This is a genomic window from Bacillus sp. K7 (assembly GCF_053903245.1).
In genome coordinates, this window is sequence record NZ_CP096406.1 from 751,721 (window position 1) to 776,676 (window position 24,956).

The window sequence follows — 24,956 nt, forward strand, 5'->3', positions numbered from 1 at the left end:
ATACCAATGGACGTTGGGGGGGACAGTTTAAGTCCATCGGTGTAGAATAATATGAGAACTTTAAATCTAAGGTTCTAATTGGACCAAACATCTTGATTGTTATTGAAGATTACGGGTTATAGTGTGATTACTCTTCTTTATAGTTAAGAGCAATTTCTACAATTTGCTCGGCTGTGTATTCTTCTTCGCTCCAAAAAATTAAATCACTTGGTGCAGGATGAGGGACATTTTCTTCTAATAAATCGATGTATTTACCAATAACCTCATCTTCTAATTCAGGATTCATAATTTTTTTCACCAATGAGACTAATTCTTCTTTTGACATTTTATTCAAGGTTTTATTCTCCTTTTCTATAATTTAGTTTTTACTTCCTTTTTTTCCAAAATGATAAGCTGGATCTAGTATCTCCTGATGCATTTTTGGAGAAGTAATAATTAGGTTATCTAAATTATACACATCCCCACCTTTATCAATAGGTTGTTTATGGTGTAAGATATATGACTTATGTTTACCATAATGCTCTTTTCTTGGTGCGATAGGGGAGTTCCCATTTTTCATTCTAGCTATATTATTTTTATTAAATTCATTTGCATATTCAGTGTTAGCTACAGATTTCCAGAATTCTTTTCTGAACTCATCAAATGACTTAAACTCCTTCCCAAGGAGTTGTTTGCGTACTTCTTGAGGAATAACCCCTAATTTACCTTTATTGTACATTAGTCTTTCTTGAAGCTGCAGCCCTCTACTTGGAGTTACTTTACCAGTTGCTACACCTGGGATGTTTCTTTTGGTGAATAAAATGCTAGATTCTTTAGTTTCTTCTATAATTTTCTTTAATAAAGGGGTATTCTTAACATTGTGAGTATTACCAATGTCTTGCGTTATTCCTACAAGGGCAGGTTCATATTCACTTTTAGGGAAGGAATTAATAAAGTTTTTTCCTTTTTCAATTCCTGTCTTTACATGTGTAGTAGCTGCTTTTTCTCCAGCTTCAAGCACTTTATCGACTTTGGCGGCACCTGCTTTACCAAGTTTGCTTGTTACTTTCACAGCAGAGCCAGCACCTTTTAGTCCAACGAGGCTCCCGACCACATAGGTAATATAATGCGAGCGTGTGTATGCATCACCGTTAACCATTTTATCATTCCATGAATCCGCTATGTTTGTCCATATGATTTTTGCATAGGAAGGTGTTTTCAATACAGTTGAAATTGTTTTGGTTAATTTTTGTTCTTCGGAGAGCTGGGAAAACTCCCAAGCCCCGACAGCTAAATCTTTAACGCCAGTCACAGTATCCTTAGCGACATCGTAGAGACCGACTCCAACTCCTTTCAGGACTTCCCATGTGGTTTCACCAACTTCTTCGAGCTGTTTTGCTTGCTCAAGCTGCACCACATACTGTAACTGTGCAGGCTCAAGGTTCTCATACCCAACCTTCTTCGCAATTTCTAAATATTCATCAGGGTCAGATACACCATCCGCAAGCTTTTTCTTTAATTCTTTGATCTCGCGTTCCTTCGCTTCATCTTTTTTAACCTTCAAGTAAGCCTCAGTCCGCTTTTCAATGTCGCCTTTTTTCTTATGTATGTCACTCTCACGGTACGCCTTGGCGTTGTAATGAATCGGTGTGGCGTTTTTGCCTTTGCCCGTTGACTCCTGCAGCTTCTGGAAGTCTGCTTTGATGAATTGCTCATTTGGTTCTGACAGGGCGTATTCTGTCTTTAGGTCTTCGTCCAAGGCGTCCAATTTTTTCAGTGTTTTTTTGCGTTTGTCGTTGGCATCGGCCAGCTCGTCTTTGAAGGTTTCTGTTGAAAACAGGTCGAGCGGGAGGATGTTGTCGATATCGTTCAGGATGTCTTTCATCGCTTTTTTCTGTTCGGACATGATGGACTTTGATTTTTTATGGGCATTTGCCAGTTCGTGCTCCAGAAAGGATTCTTCGATGTATGCGTCAGAGAGGCCTTTGTCCTCGGCGGCTCCGGCGATGCTGTTGAAAAATGCGATTTTCATGTCGATATAGTCGATCCATTGGTCGGTGACACCAACGTGGTCGTGGTAGAATGCTTTGATGTTGCTTGCGCCTTTTCCTGAGAATTCGCTGTCCCCAAGATCGGCCACGCTTTTTAATGCTTTTCTCAAGTTGACCATTTGCGTTCTTAGTTCTTTGTACTCTTTTGTACGGTCTGTCGCTTCCGAAAGCAGTGTTTTCGCTTCAAATACTTTCATGACCATTTCCCTTCTTTTTTACACTCAATATCAAAATTTTACCACGGAGCGGGAAAGAATGGCTGTCAGAACTTATTTTTAAGAAAAAACTAGACTTTTGATCCGTGTCTTTGTGCTTGGATTCTGTTTCATATGGTAAACTTTTTGTAGCGAAGAAGCGTTAGCATAGTTAGATTGAGTAAAGGAGCAGCCCTATGTATCTCTATAAAGTAAACAACCAAAATCAAATCGAAGATATTCGCGAGAAACCGTTTAAGAAAGAAAAGGAGATTCAGGATTTATGTGAAATCAACCTTCAGCGGATGTTGGGGCTCAGGTTTGTGAAGTCTGAATTCAGGATCAGCAATTTCCGCATTGATACGTTAGCGTTTGATGATGAGACAAATGCTTTCGTGATTATCGAGTATAAAAATACAAAAAACTTCAGTGTTGTTGATCAGGGCTACGCCTACTTAGCGGCAATGCTCAATCATAAAGCGGATTTCATTCTTGAGTACAATGAGAATCATGATCTTCCTTTAAGGCGTGATGATGTGGATTGGTCGCAGTCGAAGGTTATTTTTATATCTCCTGTTTTTACGGTGTATCAAAAGCAATCTATCCATTTTAAAGATCTGCCCATTGAATTATGGGAGATGAAAAGATACGAAAATGATCTGATTCAGTTGAACCAAATGAAAGCGGATGGCGTATCCGAGTCGATTAAGACCATTTCGCGGCAAAGTGAGACCATTCAAGAGGTCAGTAAAGAAATTAAAGTGTTTTCTGAAGAGGATCATCTTGCAGATAAGCCGTTTGACGTCATAGAGCTTTATGAGCAGCTAAAGGAATTCATTTTTAATATGGACGATCATATTTCAATCAAACCGACAAAGCTTTATATTGCGTTTACGTCAAATAAACGAAATTTCACTGATATTCTTCTTTTAAAAAGCGGACTTAAGCTGTGGGTGAATATGAAAAAGGGAGAATTGGATGATCCTGAAGATAGAATGCGAGATGTCTCTGAGACTGGCCATTGGGGAAATGGCGACTATGAGATTTTCATAAAAGATGATGAACACATTGAATATATCATGGGATTGATCAAACAATCCTATGAGAAAAATAAGTGAGAACTTCCATTGAGAAGTTCTTTTTTTATTGGGTAACAAGGGAAATGTATAGAACATGTTGAAAACGATATAAGTTTAAAACCATATATTAGGGGTTGGTTATATGAAGAAGCGTTTTATACTATTAGGCTTGTTCGCAAGTGTTTTTATGTTGGCTGTATATATTTACTCTCAAAATAAAAGTACATATCCGGTCACAACTTCCGCCATCCACCCCAAAGAAGACCGCATCTTTTTTATCTACTCCAATCCTTTCATCAAAGAAAGCACGCTGCTTTCGACCTCAACAGGCGAACGATTTAACAGGCGCACGTTTAAGGTGGCGGATGTGCCTTACATTCAAACAAAATCTGATGCATCAACGGACATTGTGTTATTAGCGGAGCACGAGCCGTTTTATTACACGCTGGAGAAGGATGTGATCAGAGAGCATCCGTTGTCAAATCCCTTTTCGTTTTGGTATGAGGGGAAGGATGTCTCTGTAAAGGCTTATAACGTTGATACGACGGGGAATGAGATTCATATAAACGATAGAAAAACGAAGAAGAAATATCGGCTCACCTTGCCTTCGCTTGTCACGATGGGGGCCAGGGATGAAAACTATATTTATATCATTCAAAGCATGTCTATTTACGTGATCGACAGAAACACAGAGGAAATCATAGAGACTCTGAGCTTAGCCTCATATGCAGATCAATTCGCAGACTCCGAGGATTTTATTGTCGCGAGCTCAGGGCATAAATTGACTGTGATTGAAAAAGGGACATGGAAGACGAAATATATTCGGTATCCTGATGATCTTGAATACGCTGATACCGTGTACTATGACAAAGAAAGCGGCCATTTTTACGTGACGTATGAAGACAAAGAGGGTGAGGCGAACTTGCTGGAGTATGAGAAGGATTTTTCTTATCGGACATACGGCTTGACTTTCCCTTATATGGAGGCGAAGTTTAAGGGGGATCAACTTTATATAGTTGCCCAGGAAGAGCATAAGAAGGGCATTGGGGGATATGTGGGTGTGTTTGATATCCATTCTAAGGAGACGCTTTATCAGTTTGATTTGCCTGAGGAACAGGTGAAGGTTCAGGATTTTGTTGTGGTTGATTGAGTGTATTTCAGTCTCTTTCTTCTTCAGAAATGGTGTTTTGCGCATGAAGCAGCGCCAATGGATAAAGGATAGAGATGCGGCGGCAGATCAGCATAAGGAAGAAGAGAGCAGTTCCATTAGAACGCGTCAACAAAGTGATGGAATTGGAAAAGCGGACGAAAGAGCGCTGTTACGAGCTGGTAAATACGTATTTGGTATAAACGAAAGGCCTATGCCGCATCGTATCTGTGTTGTGGACATAGACCTTTTTTGTTAATAAGGGAGTCATGTTTTACAAGCGGGGGAAGTGGATATGGTATAAATGAAATCATTCTTGAGGAGGTTTACGAATGGCATATGAACAATATCAATCGCTAGTTGAGACGCTTCACGACTGCATGGTGGCTTGCAACCATTGCTATGACGCTTGTTTAAAAGAAGAAAATGAAAATATGATGGCGGATTGCATTCGGCTAGACCGGGAATGTGCTGATATTTGTGCGTATGTAGCGCAATCGATTGTAAGAGGCACGCCGTTTGTTTCCGAGCTGACAAAGGCTTGCGCGGCGATTTGCGAGGCTTGCGGAAATGAATGCAAAAAGCATGACAAAGAGCATTGTCAGGATTGCGCGGAAGCTTGTTTTTCCTGTGCCGAGGCTTGTAAACAGGCGGTTTAACATTGAGTCAAACAAGGGCTTGAAACAGTGGAGATTAGACTGTTTCAAGCCCTTTTTTTATTCAGATGGAGAATTCTCTTTTTTATCAATATACAGAGTGCCGTCTGTTTGAACTTCTGCATAAAATACTTCTTTAGGCTGTTGGATGCCGGATTCTTTTAGCCGGTCCATCAGCCATTGTCTGTTCAGATTCAATTTTTTCAGGTTGTCTTCTCTCACTTTCCCATCGGCTATGACTGAAGCAGGGTGGGAAACGTTTGAAGTTGTATTTTCACCTTGAACGTTCATATCCTTTTTCGTCACGTTTTGTTTTGCTTGCTTTTTCAGGACGGAGAGACTGCCGTCCGTTTCAAAAATGGCATAATCAACATCGGCTAAGGAAAATATATTTTTTTTGCGCAGTAAGGTTTGCAAAGCATCGAGATCAAGACGGACGCTTCTTAACTGCTTATCCATTATTTTGCCTTTTCTTATTAAGATGACCGGCTGCCCTTCAACCGCATATCGAATAGCAGGAAACTTAATATCCAGAAATCCGACGATGATTGTAAAAGCGCTCCAGGCAAACAGGGCGATGAATCCATTTCTGATGCTGAGGGTAGAGTCAATGGCAAGCGAGGCTCCAATGGTTCCAATCGAAATGGCTGAAACAAAGTTAAAAAAGGTCAGCTGGGCGATTTCTTTTCTGCCCATCAGTCTGGTTAACACCAACAAGGTGATAAAGGCGATAATCAGCCTAATGATCAGTTGAGGAATAGGCATTAGCGAAAGCTCCTTTTATATAGATTCGAATCATTGTTTTTTATTTTCATCATTCTTTGGGAAAACAATGCACCATTTTTTCGATCGTTCATAGCCTATACAGACAATAAAGGAGGGGTGTTAATGAAACTTCCTGCCGTAGATCTGGGGATAATGGCAGAGCATCTGAGCACCCATGAAGGTGTGATTTCTAAGCTGAAAGCATACGGATCTGCTGTTGGGCATCGCGATTTGAGGGATTTGATCCAATTGCATGCGAATCTTTTAAGAACTCATGTCACGGCGATGCTGGCACTGATCAACCCGGATCAAACGAGTGAGGTGCATTTGCCTGAGATGCCGCACGTGCATTTTCACCAGCATTCAGGGGCTCTTTCGGCTGCTGAAAAAGATATTGCTCTTGAGGCTAGGTCGACCGCAAAACTCATGGGAAGTGATAATTTTAATTCCGCATTAATGATGAAACATCCTAACGTGAGGAATATTCATCTTCAAATGTCTTTCCAAGATGCCGCGTTGCAAATGCTGTATACCCGACTGATCAGAAGAGGAAATGGTGAATTTGTTCCGATGGCCAGTGAACAAATGCAGCGGCTGACGCTGCAGCACTATCAGCATGTCGGGAATGAGTGAACCATAGGTGAAAGCTTTTCCAATGATCAAATGGAAAGGCTTTTTTGAGTAATATTACATAAAAAGGGAACAACAAATAATGAGTTTTATTCAGGAGGTGCTTTTGCTTGGACATGCTTCAGAAAGAAATACAGATTGGCGAGCACAAATTGTTTTACTGGACTGCAGGTGTCGGCAGCAAAACGATTTTGCTGTTACATGGAATTCCGACAAACTCTTTTTTGTGGATGAATGTGATCCCGCAGCTGGCCAAGCAGTACACTGTTATTGCCCCTGATATGCTTGGATACGGACTTTCAGGCAGGGCGGCAAAAGAAGAGCTGACCCTTCCGATGCAGGCGCAGTACATCATATCGCTGCTAGATATGATTGGTATTCAGAAAGTAAACGTTGTCGGGCATGATCTGGGCGGAGGAGTCGCGCAAATATTAGCCGTCCAGTATCCGGACCGGGTAGACAGTTTTGTGGTAATTGATGGCGTGGCCTTCAGCAACTGGCCGCTCCCTAAAGTAGTATCGCTGCGGTATCCGACAGCGCCTGAGTTTGAGCCGTCTCCATATTTCATTGAGCGGATGATCAGAGAAGGGATCTTTCATCAGCAGATGGTTACACCCGAGATTCTTCAAGCTTTTATCGCGCCGTTTGATCATGAAAACGGGCCAAGGGAGTTACAGGAAGCTTCCCTCGCGCTTGAACATCATCAAACAGAAGATGTGGTTCCTGGGCTTCAGGGAGTGCGCGTACCGGCCACGTTTTTGTATGGGCAATATGATCGGTACCTTCCGCCATACTGGGGATTCAAGCTGCAGGAGACGGTCCCGAATTCCACGTTTAAAGTGCTTCCGGAATGCAGCCATTATTCCATGCTGGACAATCCTTTATTGGTGTCTCAAGAGATTATGGCCCATATGAATCAAATGAATGGATAACACGTAATGCCTGACAGATTCTGTGTGATTTCTCTGTCAGGCATTAATTGTATTGAGAAAACGAATTGACAGGATGAAAAAACAATTTCTTCCTTTCGTCTTGTTTTCAAATTTTTGGATTGATAGAATATGACATATCTTACATAGAGGGAGGGAAGCCGTTGGGTCAAGCCATACCGTCTTCGCGTGTTGGTGTTAAGATTAATGACTGGTATAAGATGATACGTCAATTTAGTGTTCCGGATGCTGAGATTCTCAAAGCGGAGGTGGAGCAGGACATTCAGCAGATGGAAGAGGATCAGGACTTGCTGATCTATTATTCTCTCATGTGTTTTCGGCACCAGTTGATGCTGGATTATTTGGAGCCGGGACAATCATACGGGAATCGCCCTACAGTGACAGAGCTACGGGAAACGATTGAAACTCCTCAGAAAAAACTCACAGGTCTTTTGAAATACTACTCTTTGTTTTTCCGCGGCATGTATGAATTTGATCAGAAAGAATACGTGGAAGCGATCGGATATTATCGCGAGGCGGAGAACGAGCTGCCGTTTGTGTCAGATGAAATCGAGAAAGCGGAATTCCATTTTAAAGTGGCAGAAGCATATTACCATATGAAGCAAACCCATGTGTCGATGCACCATATCCTTCAGGCCTTAGACATTTATCAAAAACATCCTCTATACAGTATTAGAACGATACAAAGCTTGTTTGTAATCGCGGGCAACTATGATGATTTCAAGCGTTATGACAGAGCGCTCCCGCATTTAGATACGGCGCTGCAATTGGCAATGGATATTCAAAACGACCGGTTTATCGCCATTTCTTTGTTGAACATCGCGAACAGCTATGACAGATCAGGAAACGATCATATGGCGATAGAACACTTTCAAAAAGCGGCGAAAATAAGCAGAGAAAAGGTACCTGATCTGCTTCCGAAAGTCTTGTTAGGTTTAAGCTGGACACGATGTAAAGCTGGCCGGATACAAGAGGCGTTTCGGTCAATAGAAGAAGGATTGGCGCATATCACAACCTATCCGCAACTGACTTCTTATCAATTCTATAAAGAATTGTATACGTTCTTGCAAACCGTGTACAAAGAAGCTATTGACGAAAGCAAAATTCATGATCTTTTAAGCTATTTTGAGAAAAAGAACCTGCACGCTTACATGGAAGCCTGTGCCCGAAGTGCTGCCGCTGTTTTTGAGAGCCGCTGCCATTTTGAACTCGCTGCCGCGTTTTATCGAAAAGTGCTGAAAGCGCAAGAAGAAATTCAAAAAGGAGAGTGTTTATATGCTTATTAAGAAAAAAGTAATGATGTGCCTTGCTGTTACCCTGATTTGCGGAAGCAGTTCGTTTCCTTTCTTGACAAATTCCGGGGACTTTAAGGAATCAACGGATCGTAACACGACGTCTATCGATCATGCCCCTCATCTTATAAGTGACCAGAAGGAGAAAGCCCTTAGCTAGGGCTTTTTCTTGCTTTTGGAAGACGTTCGCTTTTTCACCCGCGGCATTCCTTCTATTTCTGACGCAAGAGACTCGAAACAACCAAACCATTTGAGGTATAATGGATAAAGTGAATCACAATATGTAGATTGATATATATGAAAGAGAGTGGAGCAACATGGGCCGTAAGTGGAACAATATTAAAGAGAAGAAGGCGTCTAAGGACGCGAATACGAGTCGGATTTATGCCAAGTTTGGGCGTGAGATTTATGTGGCGGCAAAGCAGGGCGAGCCTGATCCGGAATCCAATCAGGCGCTGAAGGTTGTGCTTGAGCGCGCGAAGACGTACAGTGTGCCGAAAAATATCATTGAGCGTGCGATTGAGAAGGCGAAGGGCGGAGCGGAAGAAAATTTCGATGAGCTTCGTTATGAGGGCTTCGGGCCGAACGGATCAATGATCATCGTTGATGCGCTGACGAATAATGTAAACCGTACAGCGCCGGAAGTGCGTGCAGCATTTGGGAAAAACGGCGGAAACATGGGTGTGAGCGGATCTGTTGCTTATATGTTTGACGCGACGGCAGTTATCGGTGTGGATGGAAAATCAGCTGACGAAGCGCTTGAAATTTTGATGGAAGCGGATGTTGATGTCCGTGACATTTTGGAAGAGGATGACAGTGCCATCGTGTATGCCGAGCCTGATCAATTCCATGCGGTGCAGGAGGCGTTTAAAAATGCCGGCGTTGAAGAATTTACTGTTGCCGAGCTGACGATGCTTGCGCAAAGTGAAGTGGAGCTTCCAGATGATGCGAAGGAACAGTTTGAAAAATTGATTGATGCATTAGAGGATTTGGAAGATGTTCAGCAGGTGTACCACAACGTAGATTTAGGTGAATAAAAAATGAGCAGGCTGCCACAGCCTGTTTTTTTCTTGTCCCTTGAATTTGTATGAGCTGTATATGGGCATCCGCCTATACGATCTGTCAGGTATTTTCATACTCTGGACTGTAACCTATGTGAAGGAGAGAGTGAATATGAACGATATGGATACAAGACATATCTATGGCGGACCTGGTTTTGGCGTTTCTCCAGGCTATGGCATGCAAGGAGGCTACCCAGGCTATGGCATGCAAGGCGGAGGCTATCCGGGCTATGGCATGCAAGCTGGAGGCTATCCGGGCTATGGTATGCAAGGCGGAGGCTACCCGGGCTACGGTATGCAAGGCGGAGGCTACCCGGGCTACGGTATGCAAGGCGGAGGCTACCCGGGCTACGGTATGCAGGGCGGGGTCTATCCGGGCTATGGCATGCAAGGTGGAGGCTATCCGGGTTACGGTATGCAAGGCGGAGGCTACCCGGGCTACGGTATGCAAGGCGGAGGCTATGGAGGCTATTCTGGAACTGTAAGTTCTCCGAGCTATGGCATGCATCATGAGAATGATGGGAATCCCCATCATCATAAGGGTAACCCCCATCATGATGGAAAAGATAATCACCACCATATGGGCCACTGGGGACAAGGCGGCTATAAATAAAGATGAGGTAAAAAGGGACACTCTTGCATTCCAAGGGTGTTTTTTTGTTTTGACTGTTCAGTCTGAAATCGAATCGCTAACCGTTTGATTGAGTTTGGCACAGGGGGCGTATTTCAGCCGGACGGTGAAAGGGTGCGCTTTGCTGATGCTGAAATGTGTATTGTGAATAAAGTCATTGGCCTTTTAACGGATATCGGCTGAAACAGATTTCTCCGGCTTATTGTTCCCGTTTCTAAATGAGGCAAAGCGGCGGGGATCAACGGAGCTGTGTGGAGACGCCGGGTTTTCCGTTCCGATCTGTAGCAGAGAATAGAGGCGGCAGGTTTGCGGCTGCTTATGCTGCAAGGACTGATTAATCTAGAAAGACCTTCGGCTCTGCCGAAGGTCTTCTTTTTATTGATTCAATTGAAAAAGCTTAGCCGCGTTTTCAGTGCCGATTTTGTATCGGTCCGTTTCACTGATTGGGCATTGGTCAAACCAGGAAGAGATTTCTTCCATCGTTTCATACGGATAGTCGACGGAGAAGAGGATGCGGTCTGAGCCAACCTCCAACAATGTATCAATTAGGGCCTGTGTTCTGAACACGCCGCTTGTTGTGAGATAAAAGTTTTTGCGGAGGTATTCAGTCGGCGCTTTCTGATGGTTGCCATGGGTTTCAGGACGCTGATGGCGAAGTCTGTGTTCAACCCGCGGCAATGTAAACGGCAGGCCCTCGCCTAAGTGGCCAAGGATGACAGTCAAATCAGGGTATTCGTCAAAAAGGCCGCTGAGCATCAGGCGGATGGCATGTGTTGCTGTTTCAAAACCGAAGCCCCACGCTGAACCAAGAAGCCCTTCGTAGCCTTTATAAATTCGCTGCTGATTCGGCAGCGGGATACGCGGATGCAGGTAGACGGGAACCTTTAGCTGTGCGGCTTTTTCCCAGAAAGGGCGTACCTGAGGCTCGTCTAAATATTGGGCATTGTTTTCGTCCCCGATGTTGCTGTAGCCGTTGACCAAGGCGCCCGCAAAGCCGAGCTCGTTTACGGCTCGTTCGAGTTCCTTCGCGGCTTCTTCAGGATCTTGCAACGGCACCGCGGCAAATGCTTTAAAGCGGTCAGGGTGCTTAGAAACGAAGAATTCCGCAGCGTGATCGTTCATTTGCTTTGCGAGTTTCACCGCTCGCTCAGGATCAGTGATGCCTTCAATTCCAGGCTGTGTCAAGGAGAGAATTGACGTTTGGATGCCGTTTCGATCCATGTCTTCAATTCGGTTTTCGAATTCCTGCAATCGTTTTTGGACAGCGCTGAAATACTCATCGTCAGTAAAATTGTGGCTTCCTGTAGCCGGAAAATCAGGAGATTCCCAATGCTCTTCTAATGCGATTTTTCCATTCATGGCAAAGACTCCTCTCTTTATCATAGCGGGTGAGATTAGATGGAGTGCACTCATTTTACGTAACGAAGCTTCGTTTAGAAAGATAATGAACACTATGTTCATTACTTTACACCATGTACAAGATGTACGTTCATGGTACAGTAGATTTTAGAGAAAGGTCAATAAACAGAGAACGCTCAAATGTTTAGAAGTAGACATCCGCAGAAGATTTGTTCAGGAGAAAATGAAAGTTAGACAAGGAGGAAAAAAATGTCTAAAAAACGCAAAGTCGATCCGAGAATCAGACGAACAAACCAATATTTAAGAGATGCTTTAATTGCTCTACTGAAAGAAAAAGATGCCAACTCGATTACGATTCAGGAAATTACGGAAAAAGCGGACCTCACCCGCGGCACCTTTTATTTGCATTATCAGGATAAACAGGATTTTCTGTTTCAAAGCATGACCGAGGTTCTAGATGATTTGATCCGTCAGGTAAAGCCGAAAACGCCGGTCGAACCGGTCAGCATTGATGAGGATCATCCGCCTTTATCTTTTGTTAAGCTATTTGAGTACATCCATGAACATGCCGAATACTTTCAAGTGATGCTGAGCGACAGGGGTCTGCCGCAATTCAGAAGTCTTATGGCGGAGTTCGTACAGAAGCGAATTTACGAGGAATTGCTTTCTTCCATTAAGGAATCAGACAAGGCGCTACAGGTGCCGAAAGAGATTCTCATCAGCTATATCACATCCGCTCATATTGGGGTCATTTGTTCCTGGCTGGAGAGCGGCATGAAGTACAGTCCGTTATTTATGGCGAATCAGTTAACGCGTTTAACGCTGCTGGGCCCGCTCCGTATCGCGGGGATTGAGGAGCAGATCAAGCTTCCTTATTAGCAGTTTCAGTCATAATCATACCTCCCGCCTCATACCTATTAAGGTCATTGTTTTTGAGAAAGGAGGAACCGGAATGAAGGATATGCAGCCGTTTATGCCTGTCAAATCATATACGCCCTTTCACAGCCGTTTTGATCCCTGTCCGCCCATAGGGAAGAAGTACTACAGAACGCCGCCCAATCTCTATATGGCGTTTCAGCCTGAGCATATGGAACAGTTTTCGCCGATGGAGGCTTTAAGGAAAGGCACCCTTTGGAAGGATCTCTATGATTTTTATGAAAACCCTTATCGAGGGGGAGACGCATATGGCAAAAAAGGTTGATGCCGAATATTACCGTCAGCTAGAGCAAATACAGGCGGCGGATTTTGTGCTTGTTGAGTTGAGCCTTTATTTAGATACACATCCTCATGATGAAGACGCGCTGAAGCAGTTCAATCAATACTCCGGTTATTCAAGGCACTTAAAAAGAAAGTTCGAATCCTCTTACGGGCCGCTTTTGCAGTACGGCAACAGCCCCGCGGGCGAGGATTGGGATTGGAATCAAGGGCCTTGGCCGTGGCAAGTATAAGGAGGAATGCCTGAATGTGGGTGTATGAAAAGAAGCTGCAATACCCTGTTAAGGTCAGCACGTGCAATCCGACGCTGGCGAAATACTTGATTGAGCAGTATGGCGGAGCGGACGGTGAGCTGGCCGCGGCACTCCGGTATTTGAACCAGCGGTATACGATTCCTGATAAAGTCATCGGCCTTTTAACAGATATCGGCACGGAGGAATTTGCCCATCTGGAAATGATCGCGACTATGGTGTATAAGTTAACGAAAGACGCCACGCCGGAGCAGCTGCGTGAAGCCGGGCTTGGCGAACATTACGTGAATCATGACAGCGCGCTGTTTTATCATAATGCGGCAGGCGTGCCGTTTACAGCGAGCTATATCCAAGCGAAGGGCGATCCGATTGCCGATTTATACGAAGACATTGCGGCAGAGGAAAAAGCGCGGGCGACGTATCAATGGCTGATTGATATCTCGGATGATCCTGATTTGAACGATTCCCTTCGTTTTTTGCGGGAGCGTGAAATTGTGCATTCCATGCGCTTCAGAGAAGCGGTTGAGATTTTAAAAGAAGAGCGGGATAAGAAGAAGTTTTTCTAACGGGCAGCCGGGCCTCTCTTTCATGCACCCTTTTACATACAGAGAAAATGTCTGTTTTTGCTGGCAGGTCTGCATTATAATCAAGGTGGGTGAAAGTTTACTTTTTGATTGGGAGGCCTTTATGTCATCTTTCAAGATTACGAATGAAACACTAGCTGATGGAATTTGCGCGTGTCCGGCCGTGTATGAGGATGCAGAATCGATTACCGGGCTGCTCGTCCGAACAGCTGAATGGCTCCGGGACCGGGGCTCTAACCAATGGAGCGGTCTGCTGGAAGGACAAGATACTCATGATATCGCGGGTTCAATTGAAAATGGGCATGTGTTTGTGTTTAAAAAAGACGAAGAGCTTGCGGCTGTCGTGATGCTGCTGCCGGAACCGAGCGAGTGGGACCGGACACTTTGGGGAGACGACGGGCATGACGCGTCCATTTATTTGCACCGTTTGGCGGTCAGCCGCCGGTTTGCGGGACAAGGGCTTGGTGCGCGTATCCTTCATTGGGCAGAGACGGGTGTTGACTATCCGGGGAAAACACGGATTCGGCTTGACTGTGTCGCTGATAATGACGCCTTGCACTCGTTTTACCGGCGAATGGGATATGATTTCAGGGGTGCTGATGCATCTGGGTATCATTTGTTTGAAAAAGAAATGTCGGCAGAATAAGCGTCCTTTGCAGGAGGCTTTTTTGTCTTTTTCTAAAAGGAGGGACAGGGAATGTGGTCATTTGTTTTGCTGGCAGGGATCTTGACGGCTTGTCTTTTCGCAGGCGCATCCGTTTTTGTTAGGGTGAAACTTCCTGATAAAAGATGGCCGGAATGGATATTGGCAGGGCTGGTTGTCCTTGGTGTGCTTGCGATCTGGTATAGCCTCGTTTATGTGCGCGGCTGGGAGGGTGCTATGCTCGGTGTGCTTGGATTTCATGTCATTGGCGGAGCCATTGCGGGGTATTTGATCGAAAAGGCCATCATGCGATACAGGAATAGATAAGGCTGATGTTTCTTGTGATGTCGAATTTTTATAGGGAGGCAGGAATTTTCTTTCGAAAGGAGAAATACATATTACTTTGGAATGAAAGCGTTTTCTACAACAGGAAGGTGATATTGATGATACACAGTGTGGCGAATGGGCTGAATCGTTTTTGCACGTGGGTGATGAGACTGGCCTATTTGAATGTGCTTTGGCTGTTATTTTCTCTTGCGGGCCTCGTTGTGTTTGGTTTGATGCCCGCTACTGCCGCGATGTTTTCAGTGGCAAGAGAATGGGCGAAGGGGAACATGGATGCCCCGGTGTTTTCTGTCTTTTTTCAGGCATTCAAAAAGGAGTGGCGGGCCGCACAGATTCTCGGGCTCATTCTTGTGACGGCCGGCTTGTTTCTGTTTGCGGATATGCGGATTGCGGCGCAGATGAATCAGCCTGTGCTCGTCAATGTGTTTTTGAGCATCAGCTTGATTTTCGCATTTGTTGTCCTGTATGTGTTTCCGGTGTTTTCTCATTTTGATGTGAAAATCAGAGAAGTGCTGAGCATCAGCTTTTTGATTGCCTTCAGCCGTCCTGCGGTGACGCTCATGATGGCGGCGGGCGCAGTCGGTGTGTTGTTTCTCATGCTGTTTCACGTAACGTTTCTGCTGTTTTTCAGCGGGAGTTTGCTTAGCCTGATCTTAACGAAGCTTTCCTTTAAAGCGTTTCAGTCAATGGATCAGCGTCAGGAGAAAGAAAAGGCAGCATGAAAAAAAGAGCTGCGGGCTGGTACAGGCGGATGAAGATTAGGGATAAGCTGTTTGTGTTTCTATCTTTCATTATGGCCGTGTCCTTTCTGTTTGTATACAGCGGGGTGCAGTACGCCTTTCATGTGTATGATGAGCAGATTTACCGCAAGTCTTCGGAGGTGCTGCGGATGTCTTCTGAAAGGATCGAAGACGAGCTGAAGAAGATTGAGGATGTGTCATATGAAATCATTACGAACGAACAGATTCAGCGCATCCTGAGCATGCAACATCGTGATGATACGTATGATCAGTATCAAATGAAGCAGGAGCTGTGGGATCAGCTTGCGGAATATGCCGGAGATGAAAAGTACATCGATTCCATTCATTTGATTGATGCCCGCGGCTCAGCGTATTCAGCCGGAAGCAGTTCTTCAGACATGTTGAAGCAGCAGCAGGAAGAGGTGTTTACACGAGCCAAAGCGAAAAACGGAAGAAATCTTTGGATGACGCTCGGCGGTTCAGATCCTGTCCTGATTTCAGCGCGGCAGATCAGATCGTATCGCCAGCTGAGTTTGAACGACTTGGGCATGGTGCTGATCCAAGTCAATGTGAAACAGATGATTCGTGATTTGCCGAAGGATTGGGGCGATGCGGTCGGAGGCATCATGATCGCCGACCAAGGCGGGAACTTGGTGTATTCTGCACATGCCTCGGTGCTTGCGCCCGAGGCGGCAAAGGAGACGCTGAAGCATCCTGGTTATGACCTGATAAAAAAGAATGGCAAACGGTACTTTATTTCTTTCCTTCAATCATCCTATCAAAATTGGAGCTACTATAACGTCATCCCCTTTGATCAGATGTTCGAAAAAATTTCCTTTATGAAAACGGTGATCGGCACGTGTTTTCTCCTGTTTTTTTGTGTGGTTTTGCTTGCCGGAAGGAAAATCGCCAATAGTATCACGGAGCCGATCGAGCAGCTTGTGTCCGCGATGAAATCGGTACAGGACGGCGGCATTGAAGCGGGGGTAGCGCTTTCTCTGCCGGAACATACACAAGATGAGGCTGGCATGCTGAACCGCCATTTTACTGTGATGATGAAACGAATTAACGAGCTTATGGAAGAAAATGTGGAAAAGCAGCTCATCATTAAAGAAACCGAATTGAAAGCACTGCAAGCCCAGATCAACCCGCACTTTTTATATAACACGCTTGAGTCCATCAATTGGCTGGCCAAAGCGAATCAGCAAAAGCAAATCTCGAAAATGGTGGAATCGCTCGGTTTTTTACTGCGAAACAGCATTCATATGAAGAAAGATACAGTGACCATTCAGGAGGAGGCGGATATCGTTCTTCACTATATGACCATTCAGCGATTTCGATTTGAAGAGCGCTTAAATTTCACTTTGGATATCGATGCAGAAGTGAAGCATTGTCTCATTCCGAAACTGACGCTTCAGCCGCTGATCGAAAATGCGATTCAATACGCGCTTGAGCCCTTCATAAGGCCGTGCGCCATCCGCCTTCAGGCGAAAAAAATGAAAGACTGTGTTTGTATTACGGTCGAAGATAACGGTCCCGGCATGGATGAACAAATTCTCGAAACTTCGGGGGGGAGAGGAATCGGACTTTGGAATATTCGAGAACGCATCAAGCTGACATTCGGTGAACCGTACGGCCTGCGCATTCAAAGTGAACAAGACAAGGGAACAAGGATTGTGATCACAATACCGTGCCGAAATGAGGTGGCGTGATGTATAAAGTATTGCTGGCTGATGACGAGAGGATTATTCTTGACGGAATGGCAGAAATCATTGAGTGGGAGGCGCTTGGCGTTTCCTTAATCGGTAAAGCGCAGAACGGGAATGAAGCGTATGACAAGATTTTAAATAACCAGCCGCATATTGTCATCACAGACGTGAAAATGCCCGGCATGGACGGGCTTGAGCTGATTAAAAAGGTGTCAGCCGCCAATCCGTCGGTTCAATTTATCGTCTTATCGGGTTTTGGAGAGTTTGAATACGCGAAGGAAGCAATGAAATACGGAGTGAAACATTATTTGCTGAAGCCCTGCAATGAACAGCAAATTATCAGCTCGTTGGAAGAAATCATTGCCGAGCTGAAGCAGCACGATATACGGCAAAAGAGAACCGCTCATCTGAAGCATGAGCTCGATCATATCCGTTCCTTTGCCGCCGATCAATACTTGGAGGGCTTGATCGCCGGAGTGGCCCAGCTGTCACCGCCGCCTTCACTTGCCGGAAAAAAGGTCCGCCTTTTGATTGTAAAAGGGGAACAATCTATTGATGCCGCGGTTAGAGAAGCGCTTGGCTCGGCGCTGACAGCGGTTTGCAGCAGCGGAGATTGGACGGTGCTCGCTGTGGAAGAGAACGCCGCTGAAAAGGCGGCGGACGTCTTCACAGACTATCAGATGGCAATTAGCCAGACGGGAGAACTCCGGCACGCGGGGCAGCTGTTTCGGGATACCGTTGAAGCATCTGGTGACCTGCACGGGAGCGCGGTGATTTCGAAAATGATCAGGCTTGTTGCCGATGAGCTCGCAAATCCGAATCTATCCTTAAAATGGGCGGCGAAGGATATGCTGTTTATGAATCCCGATTATCTCGGGAAATTATTTAAACAGGAAACAGGAGAGAAATTTTCCCAATACGTGACGCGAGTGCGTCTTGAGCATGCGATGAAGCAGTTGAAAATCAGGCGGGACGCGAGTGTCTCAGACATCGCGGAAGAAATCGGCTTTGGCGATAATCCGAAGTATTTCAGTCTCGTCTTTAAAAAATATACCGGGCTGACACCGTCAGAATTCAGAAGAAAACAGGGAGGCGCTTCCGCAGGATAGCCATCTCTGTTTTTTTTACTTTCGCCACTGTTTTTTGAGTGTTTCGCCTTCACTGAACGCTTTACAATAAAATGTAAGCACTTACATTAAAGGGGGGATTGGTTTGAAGAAGATTTGTTACGTGCTGCTGTCGCTTGTCTGCGTCTTTTTTTTCAGCGGATGTTCCGCGGGTGAAGAGGCATCAGGGAAAAAAGAAGACATTACGCTCAGAATCGCATGGTGGGGTGGGCAGCCAAGGCATGATTATACAACGAAGGTAATTGAACTTTACGAAAAAAAGAATCCGCATGTCCATATTGATGCCGAATTTGCGAACTGGGATGACTACTGGAAAAAGCTCGCGCCGATGTCTGCCGCCGGCCAGCTTCCCGATGTCATTCAAATGGATACCGCTTATTTGGCACAGTACGGAAAGAAGAACCAGCTCGAAGATTTAACGCCGTATACAAAGGATGGAACGATTGATGTCAGTTCAATCGACGAGAATATGCTGTCGGGCGGAAAAATCGACAATAAGCTCTATGGGTTTACGCTGGGCGTCAACGTGCTGTCTGTGATTGCGAATGATGATTTGCTGAAGAAAGCGGGTGTGTCCATCAATCAGGAAAACTGGGCGTGGGAGGATTACGAAAAGCTGGCGTATGACCTTCAGGAAAATGCCGGCGTTTACGGCTCTAACGGCATGCACCCGCCTGATATTTTCTTCCCTTATTATTTGCGCACGAAGGGTGAGCGTTTTTATAAAGAAGACGGCACAGGCCTCGCGTATCAAGATGATCAGCTGTTTGTCGATTATTTTGAACGGCAGCTGAGGCTGGTGAAAGCGAAAACATCCCCAACACCTGATGAAAGCGCACAGATTAAAGGGATGGAGGACGACTTTATCGTGAAAGGCAAGTCGGCGATTACGTGGAACTACTCCAATCAGTATTTGGGATTTGCACAGCTGACAGACTCGCCGCTGTCTCTGTATTTGCCGCCGGAGCATATGCAGGAAAAGGCGCTGACGCTGAAGCCGAGTATGCTGTTTTCGATTCCGAAAAGCTCTGAGCATAAAAAAGAGGCCGCGAAATTTATTGATTTCTTCGTCAATAACGAAGAAGCGAACCAGCTGATCAAAGGCGAGCGGGGCGTACCGGTATCCGACAAGGTGGCGGCCGCGATTAAACCGAAGCTGAATGAGGAAGAGGCCAATATTGTGGAATACGTAGAAAACGCTTCAAAACACATCAGCAAAGCCGATCCGCCGGAACCGGTGGGAAGCGCGGAGGTCATCAAGCTGCTGAAGGATACGTCTGATCAGATTCTGTTCCAGAAGGTAACACCGGAAAAAGCCGCCAAAACGTTCCGGAAGCAGGCCAATGAAATTTTAGAGAGGAATAATTGACGGGAAATGGGGCTGACGCAATGAAAAAAAGCCGGAGTATGAGAAAAGACAATCTGGCGGGATACGCTTTTATTTCTCCGTTTATTATCGGGTTCCTTTGCTTTACGGTGATTCCGATGGGAGCGTCCCTGTTTCTGTCCTTCACAAGCTATGACTTGTTTACGGCGCCGAAATGGATCGGGCTCGACAACTACAAGGAAATGCTTACGGGTGATGAAAAGTATTGGCAGTCGCTCAAGGTGACGTTTACGTATGTGCTTGCCGGGGTTCCGCTCCGCCTTGGCTTCGCGCTTTTTATCGCTGTCATTTTAAACAATGCATCAAAAGGAACGGCTATTTACAGAACGCTCTTTTATCTGCCTTCAATTATTGGCGGGAGCGTGGCCGTGGCGATTATGTGGCGCAACATTTTTGGCAATGACGGGGTTATCAACGCGCTGCTGTTTTTTGTGGGGATTGATCAAAAAATTCTTTGGTATCAGGACCCGACTAGCGCGCTGTGGACATTGATTTTGCTGTCCGTCTGGCAGTTCGGATCATCGATGCTGATTTTTCTGGCCGGCCTGAAAAACATTCCGTCTTCGTATTTGGAAGCGGCCAGTGTGGACGGGGCAAATCGGGTGCAGCGCTTCTTTCAAATCACGCTTCCGATTCTCACGCCGATTATTTTCTTTAATCTAGTGATGCAGACGATTTCTGCTTTTATGACGTTTACACCTGCCTATATCATTTCAAAGGGTGAGGGCGGGCCGCTTGACGGGACGCTTTTGTATTCTCTCTATTTGTTCCAGCGGGCGTTCAACTATTTTCAAATGGGTTACGCATCGGCGATGGCGTGGGTCATGCTGATCATTGTCGGGCTGATTACGCTGATTTTGTTTAAAACATCGGCCTATTGGGTTCATTACGAGTCAAAGGAGGAATGACGGATGGAGCCGGTCAACCAGCCTGTCAGAGAAGACCCGGTTTTTGAGAGAAAAAAAGCCGGGCGCGTCAAGCTCAAGCGCATACTGTTCCATGTGTTTACAGCATCGCTGGCGGTGTTATTGCTGTATCCGGTCATTTGGCTGTTTGTCAGCTCGTTTAAGGAAAGCTCCAGTATTTTCACAACCTCCCATTCTCTCATTCCCGATCCTTTTATTCTCAGCAACTATGCTGAAGGATGGAAGGGCATTGCGGGGCAGCCGTTTCTGACCTTTATTAAAAACTCTGCGATCATTGTCGGGCTGTCCACAATCGGCGCCGTCCTGTCATCGGCTGTCATTGCGTACGGATTTGCGCGCATCCCGTTTAAGGGAAAAGCGTTTTGGTTCGTCTGCATGATGGGGACGTTAATGCTGCCGCATGAAGTGCTGATGATTCCGCAGTATATTTTGTTTGCGAAATTGGGCTGGCTGAATTCTTTTAAACCGATTGTCGTTCCGCCATTTTTCGGGCATGCGTTTTTTATTTTTCTGATGATCCAATTCATCCGGACGATTCCCGTGGAATTGGATGAAGCGGCGAGAATCGACGGATGCGGGCGATTTGCCTGCTTTTGGCGGATCATTCTGCCGCTGATTGCCCCGGCGCTTGCGACATCTGCGATTTTCTCTTTCTATTGGAAGTGGGAGGAGCTAATTCAGCCGCTTTTGTACTTGAATAAACCTGAGCTTTACCCTGTTTCACTTGCGCTGAAGCTTTTCCTCGATACGGAATCGGCTTCGAACTGGGGTGCGATGTTTGCCATGTCGGCCGTTTCGTTATTGCCTGTGATTCTTGTCTTCTTTATGTTTCAGAAATATATCGTTCAGGGCATTAGCACGACCGGATTAAAATAAAAGGAGTGTTGCAGATGGCACAGCTTATCTTTGATGAAGAAAAGGTTACATCCGTGATTGACCGCATTGTGAAACGGACATTTCAGATGGATTTTGCATGGGATTGGCCGGGCGGCGTCGCGTTTTACGGTGTGGCGGAGGCGTATGAAGCGACGGAAAACGAGGAATATATCAATCTGCTAAAAACGTGGGTGGATGAACAGCTGGAGGATGGGCTGCCGCCGCTTTCGATCAACGGGGTTTCCATCGGCCATACGCTTTTGTTTCTCCACAAGGTGACGGGTGATCATGTGTATTTGGAAACGGCGGGTGAGATGGCTGAATATGTGCTGCATAAAGCGCCGCGCTTTGGCGAGGGGATTCTTCAGCATACGGTTAATTCCGCGGATTATGTGTTTCCTGAGCAGGCATGGGCGGATACGCTGATGATGGCGGGGCTGTTTATGCTGAGAATCGGGCGGGTGATGGAGCGTGAGGATTATTTTGAAGACGGCCTGCGCCAGTTTCACGGACATGAAGACGTGCTCCAGGACCCTGTCACGAATTTGTACTACCACGCCTGGGACAACAAAGCGCAAAATCATCTGTCGGGGATTTATTGGGGCAGGGCGAACGGCTGGGCGGCACTCACGATGGCGAAGGCGCTTCCCCTCATTGAGGTGACGCACCCTTCTTTTATGATCATTGACGGCTCTCTCAGAGACCAGCTGAGCGCGCTCGTCCGGCTGCAGGATGAATCAGGACTGTGGCATACAATTTTGGATGATCCCGATTCGTATCTCGAGGTTTCGGCATCGGCGGGCATTGCATCTGCTCTTTTGTCGAACGGAAAACTGTATACAAAATATGTGCAGAAATCGCTAGCCGCCATTTTGGATGCGGTGGAAGAGGACGGACGGGTCAGCAAGGTATCGGCCGGAACAGCCGTCATGAAAAATGCCGAAGGATACAAACAGGTGCCTTACAAACGAATACAAGGTTGGGGACAGGGACTTGCGCTGACGTTTCTTGCTGATGTGCTGAGAACGAAAAAACGCGTGTACCAGTAGAGATGGCGGCGGGGGGAAAGGGATGAAAAAACAGCCTCAACAGAAGGAACGGGTTTCACGCTGGAAGGGAACGTATTTCAAAAGAAACTTTGTCTTCATTTTGGTGATTGCCTGTATTCCCGGATTGCTGACTGGCGGCGCTATCTATTTTCTTTCGATCGATAAGGTGGAGAAGGAACTGCAGAGGTCGCATGAAACACAGGTGGCGCGGGAAGTCAGCCGGATGGATGAAAAGCTCGGCGTGCTGGAGCTGACTCTCACCCAGATGGCATACGATTCTTCGCTGATGAATGGATTGGCAGAAAAGGATTTGAAGAAAGATTATACATTCTCCTATCAATTAACGAAAAAGCTGTTTCTTTTACGGGACCAGCAGCCGCTGATCGAGCAGGCTTCCATCTTTCTGAACAGCCCCCGGCCTCTTGTGTTGAGTCCCGAATACAGCCCTTTGACAGAACAGGAGACGCTTCGCCACTATCGCTCGCTGCTTGCCTCGGACAACAGCATTTATTGGGAGCGATATGGAAATCAGGCGATGCTGATCCAGCTCATTCCGGGCTCGGCGGAGAAACCGTTCGGCGCGATCATGCTGGCGGTTGATCAGAAAGAAATGGAGTCGATCCTGCAAAGCTTGTCCCCTTATCCTGATGGCAGTGCCCTGCTTCTGGATCAAAATCGGGAAGTGCTTTTTCATGAAGGAGAAAAGGATATAGAAAAGACTTTAATTGAAGAGGTGAAAAAACAACCGGACCGGAAAGGCCATTTTCAGATGGAATGGGAGGGCAATGTGTATTCCGTCTCATTTGGAAAACTGAACCGCATGCATCAGCAGTGGACCTTTGTGTCAGCGGCGCCTCTTTCAGCCATTACAGCGCCGATGGTGTTTTTATCAAAATTGATCATCACCATGCTTGTCATTTGCATCGGCTTAGCGGTATGCATGACGTGGTACGCTTCAAAAAAAATCTATCGTCCTATTCAGCATTTGCTTGGCCTGTTTACCGGCGGAGAGAAGAAAACGTGGCAGGTGTCCGGGGAGGATGAATTCAAGTGGATTGAAAAGAGATGGCATGACCTATCCCTTGAAAGCCGGAAGCTTCAAGAGCAGCTTCTGCGGCAGACGCCCCATATGAAAAAAAGTTTTTTGCAGCATCTTTTGCAGGGCGATTTTTATTATGAAAACGAGGCAAGTCTCAGATCACGAATGGGAGAGGCTGGATGGAACATCGGAGAAAAAAAGTTTCAGGTGCTTGATCTTCAGGTGACAGGCCTCCGCTGTAAAACAAGCATCTTTCGGCCTGATGATGAACAGCTCGCTGTATTTACTCTGACCAATCTCGCCGAGGAGCTTGCGGCAAAACACTGTTTTCAGCCCTCCATTCTTGATGTCGGCCGGCTTTCCGTCACCGTGCTTGTAATGAAAACAAACAGAGGTGATCTGAAGGCGTATGTAACGGACTTAGCACACCAATTTTGTGATGTAACCGGATTGCACCTGACCGGGACGATGAGCAGAAAGACGGAGCTCATCTCGGAAATCCCTTCATTATATCAGGATGTGAAAAGCGGCAAATCCCACAGGCAGTTTGCTAACCGGCATCAGGTGATTGATTTGCAGACAAACTTCCCTCAGGATGAGCAGTCGGCCCCTTATTACCCTTTTGAGTTGGAAAAACAAATTGTTCAGGCCATCCGGCTGGAAAGAAAACAGGAAGCCGGGGAACTGATTCGTATCTGCATGGAGGAACTGGCGGAGAAGACGGCCATAGACAGACATGTGCACTCCGCCCTGATACAGCTGCTTTCCCGCATTCAGGAGGATATTTTGCACTCCGGGCTCAATCCGAGCGAACTGTTTCAATGCCGGGAGCTGCTTCTTGAAATTTCAGAATTGCGCGAACCATATGAGGCGGCGGCCTGGCTGATGGATGCTGTCGTTACGCCTTACCTATCCAAGCTTGAGGGCAGAAAAAACAGACACCAGAAGCAGCTGGCGGATCGTGTGATCGCCATGATTCACGAACAGTATATGGCAGATATTTCGCTGGAAAGCTGTGCCGATGAGCTTGGCATGAATTCATATACGTTAAGCAAGGCGTTTAAGCAAGTAACCGGCATTAATTTTATTGATTATGTAACCCAAATCAGAATTGAAAAGGCGAAAGAGCTGCTGGTGAATACGGATAAAAAAATACTTGATGTATCAGAAGAAGTCGGCTATCGCCACAATTACTTTAATCGGATTTTTAAAAAACAAGTCGGCGTGCCGCCGGGTGTCTTCAGGCAAATGTATCAGGAAACGCCGTGAAA

The 24,956-nt window shown here is 45.9% G+C and carries 28 protein-coding genes; 24 read left to right on the plus strand and 4 right to left on the minus strand.

What is annotated here, in order from left to right; all coding sequences use genetic code 11:
• Positions 1-127: 127 nt before the first annotated feature.
• Positions 128-334, minus strand: a complete 207-nt coding sequence (locus M1D98_RS03705) for a bacteriocin immunity protein (RefSeq protein ID WP_095714359.1) — start codon at positions 332-334, stop codon at positions 128-130.
• 24 nt (positions 335-358) lie between these two features.
• On the minus strand, positions 359-2,227 hold the full coding sequence (locus tag M1D98_RS03710) for a ribonuclease YeeF family protein (protein ID WP_435577069.1): 1,869 nt from the start codon (positions 2,225-2,227) through the stop codon (positions 359-361).
• A 194-nt stretch (positions 2,228-2,421) separates the two neighbouring features.
• Between M1D98_RS03710 and M1D98_RS03715 the strand changes: the two genes are divergently transcribed.
• From M1D98_RS03715 to M1D98_RS03730, 4 genes are all read left to right on the plus strand, one after another.
• On the plus strand, positions 2,422-3,342 hold the full coding sequence (locus tag M1D98_RS03715; RefSeq protein ID WP_010329124.1) for a DUF5655 domain-containing protein: 921 nt from the start codon (positions 2,422-2,424) through the stop codon (positions 3,340-3,342).
• A gap of 103 nt (positions 3,343-3,445) precedes the next feature.
• Positions 3,446-4,453: a YncE family protein gene (locus M1D98_RS03720; protein ID WP_268523262.1), complete on the plus strand. Its 1,008-nt coding sequence runs from the start codon at positions 3,446-3,448 to the stop codon at positions 4,451-4,453.
• A gap of 43 nt (positions 4,454-4,496) precedes the next feature.
• Positions 4,497-4,709 carry a hypothetical protein gene (locus tag M1D98_RS03725; RefSeq protein ID WP_268523263.1) on the plus strand — a complete coding sequence of 71 codons (213 nt, stop codon included), beginning with the start codon at positions 4,497-4,499 and terminating at the stop codon, positions 4,707-4,709.
• A 73-nt stretch (positions 4,710-4,782) separates the two neighbouring features.
• Positions 4,783-5,109, plus strand: coding sequence for a four-helix bundle copper-binding protein (locus M1D98_RS03730; RefSeq protein WP_121642087.1), 327 nt, complete (start codon positions 4,783-4,785; stop codon positions 5,107-5,109).
• 57 nt (positions 5,110-5,166) lie between these two features.
• On the opposite strand, the gene M1D98_RS03735 is transcribed toward M1D98_RS03730, so the two are convergent.
• Positions 5,167-5,871 carry a YetF domain-containing protein gene (locus M1D98_RS03735; protein ID WP_010329128.1) on the minus strand — a complete coding sequence of 235 codons (705 nt, stop codon included), beginning with the start codon at positions 5,869-5,871 and terminating at the stop codon, positions 5,167-5,169.
• 123 nt (positions 5,872-5,994) lie between these two features.
• Here M1D98_RS03735 and M1D98_RS03740 point away from each other — a divergent pair, with 123 nt between their 5' ends.
• From M1D98_RS03740 to M1D98_RS03765, 6 genes are all read left to right on the plus strand, one after another.
• Positions 5,995-6,504 (plus strand): hypothetical protein, encoded by a 510-nt coding sequence (locus tag M1D98_RS03740; RefSeq protein ID WP_121642088.1) that lies wholly within the window; start codon positions 5,995-5,997, stop codon positions 6,502-6,504.
• Between the two features lie 113 nt (positions 6,505-6,617).
• Entirely contained in the window at positions 6,618-7,433 is an 816-nt protein-coding gene (locus M1D98_RS03745; RefSeq protein WP_456280216.1) for an alpha/beta fold hydrolase, read from the plus strand.
• Between the two features lie 161 nt (positions 7,434-7,594).
• Positions 7,595-8,737, plus strand: a complete 1,143-nt coding sequence (locus tag M1D98_RS03750) for a Rap family tetratricopeptide repeat protein (RefSeq protein WP_121642089.1) — start codon at positions 7,595-7,597, stop codon at positions 8,735-8,737.
• The gene (locus tag M1D98_RS03755; protein ID WP_121642090.1) at positions 8,727-8,903 is read left to right on the plus strand and encodes a phosphatase RapH inhibitor; all 177 of its coding nucleotides are present in this window, start codon (positions 8,727-8,729) and stop codon (positions 8,901-8,903) included. The genes M1D98_RS03750 and M1D98_RS03755 overlap by 11 nt, the downstream gene beginning before the upstream one ends.
• 157 nt (positions 8,904-9,060) lie before the next feature.
• Entirely contained in the window at positions 9,061-9,780 is a 720-nt protein-coding gene (locus M1D98_RS03760) for a YebC/PmpR family DNA-binding transcriptional regulator (protein WP_121642091.1), read from the plus strand.
• A 136-nt stretch (positions 9,781-9,916) separates the two neighbouring features.
• Positions 9,917-10,417 carry a spore coat protein gene (locus tag M1D98_RS03765; protein ID WP_326980767.1) on the plus strand — a complete coding sequence of 167 codons (501 nt, stop codon included), beginning with the start codon at positions 9,917-9,919 and terminating at the stop codon, positions 10,415-10,417.
• 393 nt (positions 10,418-10,810) lie between these two features.
• Here the strand turns inward: M1D98_RS03765 and M1D98_RS03770 are convergent, their stop codons facing one another.
• A complete protein-coding gene (locus M1D98_RS03770; protein WP_268558885.1) occupies positions 10,811-11,794 on the minus strand; it encodes an amidohydrolase family protein in 984 nt (327 codons plus the stop codon).
• 249 nt (positions 11,795-12,043) lie between these two features.
• On the opposite strand from M1D98_RS03770, the gene M1D98_RS03775 reads away from it, so the two are divergent.
• From M1D98_RS03775 to M1D98_RS03840, 14 genes are all read left to right on the plus strand, one after another.
• The gene (locus M1D98_RS03775) at positions 12,044-12,673 is read left to right on the plus strand and encodes a TetR/AcrR family transcriptional regulator (RefSeq protein WP_010329136.1); all 630 of its coding nucleotides are present in this window, start codon (positions 12,044-12,046) and stop codon (positions 12,671-12,673) included.
• A gap of 73 nt (positions 12,674-12,746) precedes the next feature.
• Positions 12,747-12,995: a spore coat-associated protein CotJA gene (cotJA, locus tag M1D98_RS03780; protein ID WP_456280018.1), complete on the plus strand. Its 249-nt coding sequence runs from the start codon at positions 12,747-12,749 to the stop codon at positions 12,993-12,995.
• Positions 12,979-13,242: a spore coat protein CotJB gene (gene cotJB, locus M1D98_RS03785; RefSeq protein WP_010329138.1), complete on the plus strand. Its 264-nt coding sequence runs from the start codon at positions 12,979-12,981 to the stop codon at positions 13,240-13,242. The genes cotJA and cotJB overlap by 17 nt, the downstream gene beginning before the upstream one ends.
• A 14-nt stretch (positions 13,243-13,256) precedes the next feature.
• The gene (cotJC, locus tag M1D98_RS03790) at positions 13,257-13,826 is read left to right on the plus strand and encodes a spore coat protein CotJC (RefSeq protein WP_010329139.1); all 570 of its coding nucleotides are present in this window, start codon (positions 13,257-13,259) and stop codon (positions 13,824-13,826) included.
• Between the two features lie 121 nt (positions 13,827-13,947).
• On the plus strand, positions 13,948-14,490 hold the full coding sequence (locus tag M1D98_RS03795) for a GNAT family N-acetyltransferase (RefSeq protein ID WP_121642093.1): 543 nt from the start codon (positions 13,948-13,950) through the stop codon (positions 14,488-14,490).
• A gap of 51 nt (positions 14,491-14,541) precedes the next feature.
• Positions 14,542-14,814 (plus strand): YesK-like family protein, encoded by a 273-nt coding sequence (locus M1D98_RS03800; RefSeq protein WP_010329141.1) that lies wholly within the window; start codon positions 14,542-14,544, stop codon positions 14,812-14,814.
• Positions 14,815-14,924: 110 nt separating this feature from the next.
• Entirely contained in the window at positions 14,925-15,554 is a 630-nt protein-coding gene (locus tag M1D98_RS03805; RefSeq protein ID WP_121643715.1) for a YesL family protein, read from the plus strand.
• Positions 15,551-17,284 carry a cache domain-containing sensor histidine kinase gene (locus tag M1D98_RS03810; RefSeq protein ID WP_456280019.1) on the plus strand — a complete coding sequence of 578 codons (1,734 nt, stop codon included), beginning with the start codon at positions 15,551-15,553 and terminating at the stop codon, positions 17,282-17,284. Before M1D98_RS03805 ends, M1D98_RS03810 begins: the two co-directional genes overlap by 4 nt.
• Complete coding sequence (locus M1D98_RS03815; protein ID WP_268558882.1) at positions 17,284-18,390, plus strand: response regulator transcription factor; 1,107 nt, start codon at positions 17,284-17,286, stop codon at positions 18,388-18,390. Before M1D98_RS03810 ends, M1D98_RS03815 begins: the two co-directional genes overlap by 1 nt.
• Positions 18,391-18,493: 103 nt before the next feature.
• Positions 18,494-19,777, plus strand: a complete 1,284-nt coding sequence (locus M1D98_RS03820) for an ABC transporter substrate-binding protein (protein WP_268558881.1) — start codon at positions 18,494-18,496, stop codon at positions 19,775-19,777.
• Positions 19,774-20,703, plus strand: a complete 930-nt coding sequence (locus M1D98_RS03825; RefSeq protein WP_268558880.1) for a carbohydrate ABC transporter permease — start codon at positions 19,774-19,776, stop codon at positions 20,701-20,703. Before M1D98_RS03820 ends, M1D98_RS03825 begins: the two co-directional genes overlap by 4 nt.
• A gap of 3 nt (positions 20,704-20,706) precedes the next feature.
• Positions 20,707-21,597 carry a carbohydrate ABC transporter permease gene (locus M1D98_RS03830; protein WP_010329147.1) on the plus strand — a complete coding sequence of 297 codons (891 nt, stop codon included), beginning with the start codon at positions 20,707-20,709 and terminating at the stop codon, positions 21,595-21,597.
• A gap of 14 nt (positions 21,598-21,611) precedes the next feature.
• A complete protein-coding gene (gene yesR / locus M1D98_RS03835) occupies positions 21,612-22,646 on the plus strand; it encodes a rhamnogalacturonyl hydrolase YesR (protein ID WP_100740342.1) in 1,035 nt (344 codons plus the stop codon).
• Positions 22,647-22,668: 22 nt separating this feature from the next.
• Complete coding sequence (locus M1D98_RS03840; protein ID WP_268558879.1) at positions 22,669-24,954, plus strand: AraC family transcriptional regulator; 2,286 nt, start codon at positions 22,669-22,671, stop codon at positions 24,952-24,954.
• Positions 24,955-24,956: the final 2 nt, after the last annotated feature.